General features: G+C 64.4%; 10 protein-coding genes. 1 reads left to right on the forward strand and 9 read right to left on the reverse strand.

What is annotated here, in order from left to right:
- Nucleotides 1–61: 61 nt before the first annotated feature.
- The 3 genes from AOT83_RS21220 to AOT83_RS21230 form a co-directional block, all read right to left on the reverse strand.
- The gene (locus AOT83_RS21220) at nucleotides 62–1237 is read right to left on the reverse strand and encodes a ferredoxin reductase (RefSeq protein ID WP_199340752.1); all 1176 of its coding nucleotides are present in this window, start codon (nucleotides 1235–1237) and stop codon (nucleotides 62–64) included.
- A gap of 66 nt (nucleotides 1238–1303) precedes the next feature.
- Nucleotides 1304–1804, reverse strand: a complete 501-nt coding sequence (locus AOT83_RS21225; RefSeq protein ID WP_030096924.1) for a hypothetical protein — start codon at nucleotides 1802–1804, stop codon at nucleotides 1304–1306.
- On the reverse strand, nucleotides 1804–3213 hold the full coding sequence (locus AOT83_RS21230) for a wax ester/triacylglycerol synthase family O-acyltransferase (protein WP_057964507.1): 1410 nt from the start codon (nucleotides 3211–3213) through the stop codon (nucleotides 1804–1806). Before AOT83_RS21230 ends, AOT83_RS21225 begins: the two co-directional genes overlap by 1 nt.
- A gap of 174 nt (nucleotides 3214–3387) precedes the next feature.
- Here AOT83_RS21230 and AOT83_RS21235 point away from each other — a divergent pair, with 174 nt between their 5' ends.
- The gene (locus tag AOT83_RS21235; RefSeq protein WP_057964428.1) at nucleotides 3388–3858 is read left to right on the forward strand and encodes an Rv3235 family protein; all 471 of its coding nucleotides are present in this window, start codon (nucleotides 3388–3390) and stop codon (nucleotides 3856–3858) included.
- A 12-nt stretch (nucleotides 3859–3870) separates the two neighbouring features.
- Here the strand turns inward: AOT83_RS21235 and secA are convergent, their stop codons facing one another.
- The 6 genes from secA to AOT83_RS21265 form a co-directional block, all read right to left on the reverse strand.
- On the reverse strand, nucleotides 3871–6660 hold the full coding sequence (gene secA, locus AOT83_RS21240) for a preprotein translocase subunit SecA (RefSeq protein ID WP_030096921.1): 2790 nt from the start codon (nucleotides 6658–6660) through the stop codon (nucleotides 3871–3873).
- Nucleotides 6661–6745: 85 nt separating this feature from the next.
- The gene (locus AOT83_RS21245) at nucleotides 6746–7105 is read right to left on the reverse strand and encodes a DUF2834 domain-containing protein (protein ID WP_044105204.1); all 360 of its coding nucleotides are present in this window, start codon (nucleotides 7103–7105) and stop codon (nucleotides 6746–6748) included.
- A 79-nt stretch (nucleotides 7106–7184) separates the two neighbouring features.
- Nucleotides 7185–7856 (reverse strand): ribosome-associated translation inhibitor RaiA, encoded by a 672-nt coding sequence (raiA, locus tag AOT83_RS21250; protein ID WP_030096919.1) that lies wholly within the window; start codon nucleotides 7854–7856, stop codon nucleotides 7185–7187.
- A gap of 305 nt (nucleotides 7857–8161) precedes the next feature.
- Nucleotides 8162–8785 (reverse strand): ComF family protein, encoded by a 624-nt coding sequence (locus AOT83_RS21255; protein WP_057964429.1) that lies wholly within the window; start codon nucleotides 8783–8785, stop codon nucleotides 8162–8164.
- 55 nt (nucleotides 8786–8840) lie between these two features.
- The gene (locus tag AOT83_RS21260) at nucleotides 8841–9533 is read right to left on the reverse strand and encodes a TetR/AcrR family transcriptional regulator (protein ID WP_057964430.1); all 693 of its coding nucleotides are present in this window, start codon (nucleotides 9531–9533) and stop codon (nucleotides 8841–8843) included.
- A 3-nt stretch (nucleotides 9534–9536) separates the two neighbouring features.
- The gene (locus AOT83_RS21265) at nucleotides 9537–9959 is read right to left on the reverse strand and encodes a hypothetical protein (RefSeq protein ID WP_057964431.1); all 423 of its coding nucleotides are present in this window, start codon (nucleotides 9957–9959) and stop codon (nucleotides 9537–9539) included.
- Nucleotides 9960–9967 lie beyond the last annotated feature (8 nt).

The following is a 9967-nucleotide window of genomic DNA, read 5'->3' on the forward strand; positions in this document are numbered from 1 at the left end:
TCGCCGGTTCGTGCCTACGATAGCGTAACCTACGGCACCGTAGGTTACTAGACCGTTAACCTCATACGTCGAGTACGCAATCCCCCGAGGCTGCGGAAACGCAGGTCTGAATGCGCGATCCCGGCTCGTGCTCGGCACCATTTCGCAGGTCGCGCGCGTGCCCTTCCAGCAGTGACACCACACAGGTCTGACAGATCCCCATGCGGCACCCGAAGGGCATCTGAACCCCGGCTTCCTCCCCGGCCTCCATCAGCGAGGTCGCCGCGTCGGCCGCGCGCTGCTTACCGCTGCGCGCGAAGGTGACCAGACCACCCTGCCCGTGCGGCGCGGCCCGCGACACCGCGAATCGCTCCAGGTGCAACAGATCGGCAAGATCGGCGTCGGCCCATACCCGCTGCGCGTCGTCGAGCATGCCTTCCGGACCGCAGGCCCACGTCTGGCGCTGCGCCCAGTCCGGCACCTCCGAGGCCAGTGTTGAAAGGTCCAGACGTCCCTGTGTTCTCGTCGTCCGCAGACGGTAGTGGTACGACGGGTGCGCCTCGGAGAACGCGGCAAGCTCACCGGCGAACATCACATCGCCCTCGGTGGGCGCCGAGTGCAGGTGCACTACATCCGGCAGGGGTAACTCAGCCGCCGCCGACCGGCGTACCAACGTACGCAGCATCGACATGATCGGGGTGATGCCGCTACCCGCGGTGAGGAACAAGATCGCCGGTGGCGCGGGGTCGTCCAGCACGAAGTTCCCCTGAGGGGCCGCCAGTCGCACGATCGTGCCAGGCTCGAGGCCGTTGACCAGGTGTGTCGAGAGAAATCCCTCGGGCATCGCCTTGACGGTGATGGTGATGGTGCGCCCCGAACCACCGGCGTGCACGGGCGCCGATGTCAGCGAGTACGAACGCCAACGCCACCGTCCGTCGATCAGCACGCCGATCCCGACGTATTGACCCGGGTGATAGTCGAAGTGGAAGCCCCAGCCTGGCTTGATCTCCAGGGTCGCCGAATCGCTCGTCTCCTTGTGCACGCTGACCACGCGGCCGCGCAGTTCCCGGGCCGACCACAGCGGATTGGCCAGACTCAGATAGTCGTCCGGCAGCAGCGGGGTGGTGATGCGAGAAGCCAAGCCACGCAAGACGTTTACCGCGGCATGGCGCGACTTGGGCGCACCCGAGGCGGACGCGTCGAGCCAGGAAGACAATTTCACAGCCAATGACCTTCCGGTGATGAAGGAGATGCCCAGCCAGGCGTAACCTACGCTACCGTAGGTTACTGGCCGGAAACAGGCCAATCGGCCACGTCATGCCGCCTACAGCAGGTCGAGCAGGAACGGTAGTTCTTGAGTGGCGTACCAGGCTAGATCGTGGTCTTGAGCGTCCCCGACCACCAGCTCGGCATCCTCATCGCCCAGATCTGCGGCGTCGATCACCTCGGCCGCGCGCACCACATCGGACTCGGCCTGCGCCAGGTCTACGTGCGCGGCCACCACCGCGGACATCGGTACCGCGCCCGCCAGCCGCACCACCGCGTCGTCCAGGTCGGGACGCAGCTTGGCATCGTCGGCGTCGGCCACCAGCACCGCCCGCCGCGCCGGCAATTGATCCTCGCCATCATGGTTGGCCAGCAGCCGCAGCGAGGCCATCGCCGCCTCACGCATCGCCACCTCGGACAGCTCCTCCTCATCACCTGCGGAGTAGGCCTCACGCAGCGCCGGTGTCACCGCGAAAGCAGTGCCGTTCACCGGCCAGAGCTCGCCATCGGCCACCAGTTCACGCAGCATCGCGAGCGTCACCGGGATATAAACCTGCATTACTGCGCCGCCTCCAGCAGTTCATCGAGCGCCTCGGTGATCAACACCGGGAGCATGTCGGCATCGGGCATCGCGTCGCGATCAGCATTGATCCCGTAGTACACAACGCCGTTGTAAGAAGTCAGCCCGATCGACAACACCTGATTGCGCAACAACGGAGGTACCGGGTAGATCTCCGCCAAGCGCGCACCGCCGAGGTACATCGGCGCTTGCGGCCCAGGAACATTCGTGACCAACAGATTGAACAACCGATTGGGCAGGGTGGTCGCGACCCGGGCCGCCAGTGCATGCAGGGTCGGCGGCACGAATCCCGAGAGCGCGGCCATGTTCGGCACGTCCACCAAACTGAATGCGGCAGAGTGTGATTCGGTGGCATGCGCGATCTGAGACAACCGCACCACGGCGTTGCCCTCCCCGACCGGGAGATCTACGAGAAATGGCGACACCTCGGTGGTGGCGGCCCCCTCGGCGAGGACATCCAGATCCCCGTCCCGGTACACCGACATCGGCACTATCGCGCGAATCGTGGAGGCGGTGGTGACCGGCTCCCCCCTGCTCATCAGCCAATTACGCAGCGCCCCAGCGATTACCGCCAAGACCACATCGTTGACATCGCAATCGTACTTTGCGCGCACCCGCCGATAGTCGGCCAGTTTGGTGGTCACCACGCTGAACCGTCTGCTGCGTGACACGCGCTGGTTGAGCGGGCCGCGCGGTGCGGTACCGCGAGCCGCGGTGCGCACCACCTTGACCATCCGCTCCCCCAGCTCACCGATCTCGCCCGTCAGTGATGCGGCATCGGCGACCGCGGTGCGCACCGCCTCCAGACGGGCACCGGGACGCGCCAACCATTCCGAAACCGCGCCGGCGATCAGCTCGTTCGTACTCGGTTCATGTCCGGGAACCCAGATGTCCTCCCCGAAGTCCGGCGTGCGGGCCGTCCGGTCGAACATGACCTGCCCGAGTTCCAGTGCGGATTGGCCATCCACCAGGGCCTGGTGTGTCTTGGTGTAGATGGCCAGGCGGTTTTTGGACAACCCCTCCACCAGGTACATCTCCCACAACGGCCGCGATCGATCCAGTGGGCGAGATGTCAAGCGCGCCACCAGGTCTTGTAACTGACCATCGCTTCCCGGCGACGGCAGTGCCGAGCGCCGGATGTGGTAGGTGACATCGAAATCGACATCGTCGAGCCAGACCGGCCGGGCCAGCCCGAACCCGATCTCCTTGACCTTCTGCCGATAGCGCGGAACTTGCGGCAATCGGCTCTCCACCAGCGCGAGAAGCTCCTCATACGTGAAGCCGCCGCGGGGCTTGCGGATGATCGCCAACGAGCCGACATGCATCGGGGTAGAGCTGTCCTCGCGGGAGTAGAACGATGCGTCGAGCGCGGACAACCGGGTCACCACAATCCGCGCCGCCTTCCCCTCAAACTCACCACTTGTACCCAACGGCGCCGCTGTGCCGAACGTCTTGCTCACCGTACCCTGGCGCCCTGACCACCGGCTGTGCGATCATGATCGCAACAATCTGCATCTCTCCAGCAGAGCAAATGAGGGGGCTCATTTCACTGGAGGGGGAAAATGTCTCATCGCTATGTAACTCGGGTGGCCGACTACGAACCGGCCCCGGTGCTGGCCAGCCTGCCGCCGGCCTGTCAGATGCCACGTCCGGCGAGGTTGCACCAATCACGGACTCGGCCAGCGGGTATCGAGCGTCAAACACATCTGCGCGAACAGTCTCCGCCGCCCCAGGCGGTTGCGTTCGCCGATGCCGCAATGCGCCGTGTGCTGGAAGTCATGGACCGGCGCCGTCCGGTTATCCAGCTGCGCCCGCTGCTGAGTGACGGGCCACTGTCCGCGGTGATGGCACGTTCCTCGCGGACCCCGGTCACCGCCGCTGCCCGGTTGTCCAAGATTCGGGTGCGCCGCTGCGCGGACGACGCCGCAGAGATCTTCGGGACGTTCGAGCGCGGCGGACGCGTCAGGGCGTTCGCCGGCCGCATCCAGTCCGTACGGGGCAGCTGGCTGGTGGTTGCGTTGCAGCTCGGCTGACGCCGACGGCCGCTACCGCTTGCGGCGCGACTTCGTCGGCTTAGAGGTGCGTCCCGCGTTGCGCGCCGCTTCCCGGCGCTCGCGCCGCGTGCCGCCGCCCGAGGCCGAGGCGCCGCCGCCTTCGTGCCGGGATTGCGCCGAGCCGTCTTCTGCAGGACCCGAGTACGTCAGCTCTGGCGTCGACTCATCAAGCCCCTTGGCACGCAACTCCCCTTGCGCTGCTTGCGCTGCGGCGGAAGCGAACTCGGCTAGCCCTTCCGGCGCCGGCTGCGGAGCGACCGTTCCGTCGGCCGGCTGTTGGACCTCGACGTTGATGTTGAACAGGAAGCCAACCGACTCCTCCTTGAGGCCGTCGAGCATGGCGGTGAACATGTCGTAGCCCTCACGCTGGTACTCCACCAGCGGATCACGCTGCGCCATCGCCCGCAGGCCGATGCCCTCCTTGAGGTAATCCATCTCGTAGAGATGCTCACGCCACTTGCGGTCGATCACGCTGAGCAAGATGTTGCGCTCCAGCTGACGCATCGATCCCTCGCCGGCCAGCCCGTCGATCTCGGCTTCCCTTGCCTTGTAAGCCTTTTTGGCGTCATCGAGCAACGCCGCTTTGAGGTCCGCGGGGCTCAACTCGTCGGCTTCCCCATACGTATCGGACGCGATGAGTTCCTCGGGCTTGATGCTCACCGGGTACAGCGTCTTGAGCGCGGTCCACAGCGCTTCGAAGTCCCAGTCCTCGTGATAACCGTCGGCCGTGGCGCCGTCGACGTAGGCGGCGATGGTGTCGGTGATCATCTCCTCGATCTGCGGCTGCAGATCCTCACCCTCCAGGATGCGGCGACGCTCGGCATAGATGACCTTGCGCTGCTGGTTCATCACCTCGTCGTACTTGAGGACGTTCTTGCGGACCTCGAAGTTCTGTTGCTCGACCTGGGTCTGCGCACTCTTGATGGCGCTGGTCACCATCTTGGCTTCGATCGGCACATCATCGGGAACGTTCATGCGCGTCAGAATCGTTTCCAGCGCAGCACCATTGAAGCGCCGCATCAATTCATCACCCAGCGAGAGGTAGAAGCGGGACTCGCCCGGATCGCCCTGACGTCCGGAACGTCCGCGCAGCTGGTTGTCGATACGCCGTGACTCGTGACGCTCGGTACCCAGCACGTACAGGCCGCCGGCCTCCTGCACCTCCTTGGCCTCGGTCTCGGCGGCGTCCTTGAACTTCTGCAACGTCGCGTCCCAGGCGTCCTGGTACTCGTCCGGGGTCTCCACCGGGTCCAGGCCCTGTTCGCGAAGATGCGTATCCGCCAAGAAGTCCGGGTTACCACCCAGCACGATGTCGGTGCCGCGACCGGCCATGTTGGTGGCCACCGTGATGGCTCCACGGCGCCCAGCCTCGGCGATGATGCGGGCTTCCTGCTCGTGGTACTTGGCGTTGAGGACGTTGTGCGGAATCCGACGCTTGGTGAACTGCCGTGAAAGATACTCGGAGCGCTCAACACTCGTGGTACCGATCAGGACGGGCTGGCCGGCCTCGTACCGTTCCACCACATCGTCGACGACGGCGATGTACTTGGCTTCCTCGGTCTTGTAGATGAGGTCGGATTGGTCCTTGCGGACCATCGGCCGGTTCGTGGGGATCGACACCACACCGAGCTTGTAGATCTCGTGCAGCTCGGCCGCCTCGGTCTGCGCGGTACCGGTCATGCCGGCGAGCTTGTCGTAGAGGCGGAAGTAATTCTGCAGGGTGATCGTGGCCAGCGTCTGGTTCTCGGCCTTGATCTCCACTCGCTCCTTGGCCTCGATGGCCTGGTGCATGCCCTCGTTGTAACGCCGGCCCAGCAGCACGCGACCGGTGAACTCGTCGACGATCAGCACCTCGCCGTCGCGGACGATGTAGTCCTTGTCCCGGTTGAACAGTTCCTTGGCCTTGATGGCGTTGTTGAGGTAGCTCACCAACGGCGAGTTGGCGGCCTCATACAGGTTGTCGATGCCCAGTTGGTCCTCGACGAATTCCACACCCAGCTCGTGCACACCGATGGTGCGCTTGCGGATGTCCACTTCGTAGTGGGTGTCCTTGTCCATCAGCGGCACGATCCGCGCGAACTCGGTGTACCAGTTGGAGGCGCCGTCTGCAGGACCCGAGATGATCAGCGGGGTGCGGGCTTCGTCGATGAGGATCGAGTCGACCTCGTCGACGATGGCGAAGGCGTGTCCGCGCTGCACCAGCTCGTCGAGCGAGTGGGTCATATTGTCGCGCAGGTAGTCGAAGCCGAACTCGTTGTTGGTGCCGTAGGTGATGTCGGCGTTGTAGGCCTCGCGGCGTTCCGGCGGCGTCATCTGAGACAGGATCACGCCCACCTCCAGCCCCAGGAAGCGGTGCACGCGGCCCATCCACTCCGAGTCACGTTTAGCCAGGTAGTCGTTGACGGTCACGACGTGCGTGCCCTTACCGGCCAGCGCGTTCAGGTACGCGGGCAGCACACAGGTGAGGGTCTTGCCTTCACCAGTCTTCATCTCGGCGATGTTTCCGGCGTGCAGCGCGGCACCACCCATGACCTGCACATCAAAGTGCCGTTGGCTCAGCACGCGCCAGGACGCCTCGCGCGCGACCGCGAATGCCTCGGGCATCAGGTCGTCGAGGGTCTCCCCCTTTTCCAGGCGAGCCTTGAACTCGCCGGTCTTGGCCTGCAGTTCGGCATCGGAGAGCTTCTCGACGTCGTCGGACAGGGTGTTGACGTAATCGGCCACGCCCTTGAGACGCTTGACCATGCGACCTTCACCAAGGCGCAGCAACTTCGACAGCACGTCAATAACCCCTGTACTCGTTAGGACTAGTCAGACTTCAGCGAGTCCCATCGTAGGCGTCGCCCGCACCAGCTTCCCCGAGCAGTCACTGTTGGGTGCCGGTCGCGCCATCCGCCAGCGCCGCCAGGCGCCGCTCGCGGGCGATGAGGAACAACGGGAACGCGACGCTGATCGCGATAAGGAAGCAGAGCGCGATATACACCCAGATGTGTTTGATACCCAACCGTCGGGTCTCGACAACCATAAGGACGAGGGCGGCGATCGTGAGCAGCATCAAGTCGTTGGTCAGTGAGCCAGCGACGTGATTTGCATACGCACTGGTCACGACGTCGACCAGCTTCCCCCCGGATGAGATGTACGCAACGTTGTGCCACCAGGTGGCAACCAAGGCGATCAGTGCTATCACGCCGTACAGAGCACAGAGATTTCGGCGAGCGGTACTCACCACCGAAGTATGCGACGTAACAGGGCCCCACACCAGATCTGGTGCGGGGGCCCTGTGCGCGAGTGAACCGCGCGCCCTACTACTCCCCGAGGCGTATCAGGCCGTAGTCGTACGCGTGCCTGCGGTACACCACCGACGGGCGGCCCGAGGACTCATCGTGGAAGAGGAAGAAGTCATGGCCGACCAATTCCATCTCGTAGAGCGCGTCGTCGACCGTCATCGGTTTGGCCGGGTGATCTTTGGTCCGCACAATCTGTCCCGGACCGTGACCGTCATCGACCTCGGCTCCGTTGTGACTGTGTGCGCCATTGAGCTCGGCGGGTGGCGTGAAGGCATCGGCGGGCAGAACCTTGGTGGCCTCGGCAAGCGATACCGGCGTCTTGTCTCCGTAGTGAACCTTGCGGCGGTCACGGCCTCGCCGCAACCGGCTTTCCAGCTTGGCGGCGGCCGCTTCAAGGGCGCTGTGGAACGTGTCGGCACATGCCTCGCCCCGGACGACTGGCCCCCGGCCCCGCGCGGTGATCTCCACGCGCTGACAGCTCTTTTTCTGGCGCCGGTTGCGTTCGTGTTCGAGTTCTACATCAAAGAGGTAAACGGTTTTGTCGTAACGTTCCAGACGGGACAGTTTGTCGTTCACAAAGATTCGAAAGTGATCGGGGATTTCCACGTTTCGGCCCTTGACCACGATATCGGCCTGGGCTGTCCGCTCCCCGTCCTCGAGTGCAACGGATGCCTTTGATGTGCTTGACAACTCATACCTCCGGTACTGAGAGTGCGCTTGCGCTCAACCCTTCCGCTAGGGACTAAAGATGTTGGCGACGCGCATGTTTGATGTTTGAAGTACGCCGGAGTCGCCTGAAACGCTGAGACGGCAGCCCGCCGGCGTTGGGGTTGGTGACCACCTCCTCCGCCAAACCGGACGCAGGCGCCCGTGTCGGTAGGCGGTTCGACCGCCCAAGCGCGGAACGTTCATAGCTTGTTGGCCCCGACGGTAGTCCGTGTTCACTCGCCTTGCCACCGATTCGTCAGAGTCGTTTCGAGATCGTCATACGATCTTTAGGAGTACGTCAGCGTGAGCACGGCGGCGACTCGAAATCCCGCCGATTTCAACACTCTGACCGATTCGGTAGCGGTGGCGCCGGTGGTCACGACATCGTCCACCAGCACCAATTCCGTATCCGGTGTCCGGGCCCGGCGCAGCGCGACGCGTCCGGACACATTGCGCTGCCGGGCCGAAATGGACAGTCCGACCGAATCACGCGCCCCCACCCTCATGCGCAGCAGGGACGCAAGGCGCACACCCGGAATCCGGGTAGCGACCGCGGCCACGGCGGTCACCGGATCACCGCCTCGCCCGCGTTCCGACGTCCATCGAGTGGGAGCGGGAACCAATGTCACCGGCTGCTCGACGAGGTGCCAGCACAGCAGCTGCGCCACCCCGCGTGCCAATGCCGCACCCAGCGGAGCGGTGAGATCGCGGCGACCGCGCTCCTTCATCGTCACAATCGCCTGCCGACGAGCGCCCGCGTACCGCCCGAGCGAAAGAACGGGCACACCCGGATCGACCCGCGGCGTGACCACCACGGGCTCGGCGGTGAACGCACACGCACACGCCGAACACCACCGGGTGGCGGGTGCCCCACATCCGCCACAGGTCAGTGGCAGCACCAGATCAAGCATGGGGTCACTGTGCCCGCGGGGTCCGACAGACTGACCGGATAGCACTCACCCCGGCCTAGAGTGCCGCGACCAGCCTCTCGATCTGACGGCGGTCCAGCACGTCGACCGTCCCGTCGGGTAGCCCGAGAATGCGGTCGGTGGCGATGCCGTAGAGCCGTTGACGCTGGACCGCCGCATCGATAGCCTCCGCGCGCGCCTGGGCATCCGGCGCGGCCACGATCCTCTGCACGGTAGAGCCCATGTTGGCTGCGAAGCCCTGAATCATGTCGCCGACGCCCTCGGGATCGAATGTCTGGAACACCCCCTCGGCGACTCCGTGAGTGATCAGCTCGGTAAGCACGGGACGGAACTTGTCCTCCCAGATCGCCGAGATCCGGCGCAGCAGCGGCTGATTCTCTGGGCTGAACATCGACACCATCGCCGCGATGCTCTCCGGTGCACCAAGCGCCATTTTGACCTCGTAGCTAGCGCGCAGTCCGGCGTTCAGCCGCTCCAACGCCCCCATGCCCGGCTCGGTGAACACCGGACTCAGCACCTCGAAGGCCTGGTCGGCGCTACGCTCCGCCAGCGTGGCCACCAGGGCCTCTTTCGAAGAAAAGTAATGGTAGAAAGCACCTTTCGACATGCCGGAGGTGGCGATGAGATCGTTGAGGCTCACCTTCTCGTAGCCGCGTTCCAGGAACAGAGTCATCGCCAGATCGAGCAACTCGGCCCGGCGCACCTCTGGATGCTTCACCACACGCGGCATACGTCAGCGCTTCCTGATCCAGCCGACGTAGGTCAGGTACACGCCGACAACCGTCAGAAGCAGGAAGAAGAAACGGACCGGGCCGACTGCGGGCACCGAGGCGTCGACTCCCTTCTGCATCAGCTGAGGAACCGCCAGCAGAACGAATCCGCGCAGGGCCAGGAACCATCCGAACAACGAGATGATCACCGGCGCGAGTCCTCGCCAAAACTGATGGAAGGCGATGATCATCAGCCCACAAAACAGCAGCAGGGCACCGAACAGCCACGACCACATCGGCTCTGTGAAAAAGCTGTCGCCCAGGAAGCGCAGATCTGCCGCGCGCACAGCGATGATGGCGGTGACCGTCGCGACAAAGGGGCCGATGACCCGCGCAAATGCGCGGGTACGCAGGGCCGGATCGACCGTGGTGGACGCAGTACTCATGTCCCGAT

This window comes from Mycobacteroides sp. H001 (genome assembly GCF_001440005.1).
In the GTDB taxonomy this organism is placed as follows: domain Bacteria; phylum Actinomycetota; class Actinomycetes; order Mycobacteriales; family Mycobacteriaceae; genus Mycobacterium; species Mycobacterium gwanakae.

What these genes read in the sequence shown, in the direction of transcription:
- AOT83_RS21225 (WP_030096924.1), bottom strand. Translation starts at nt 1,804, where the DNA reads ATGCAGGTTTATATCCCGGTGACGCTCGCGATGCTGCGTGAACTGGTG.
- AOT83_RS21235 (WP_057964428.1), top strand. Translation starts at nt 3,388, where the DNA reads ATGTCTCATCGCTATGTAACTCGGGTGGCCGACTACGAACCGGCCCCG.
- AOT83_RS21255 (WP_057964429.1), bottom strand. Translation starts at nt 8,785, where the DNA reads ATGCTTGATCTGGTGCTGCCACTGACCTGTGGCGGATGTGGGGCACCC.
- AOT83_RS21260 (WP_057964430.1), bottom strand. Translation starts at nt 9,533, where the DNA reads ATGCCGCGTGTGGTGAAGCATCCAGAGGTGCGCCGGGCCGAGTTGCTC.
- AOT83_RS21265 (WP_057964431.1), bottom strand. Translation starts at nt 9,959, where the DNA reads ATGAGTACTGCGTCCACCACGGTCGATCCGGCCCTGCGTACCCGCGCA.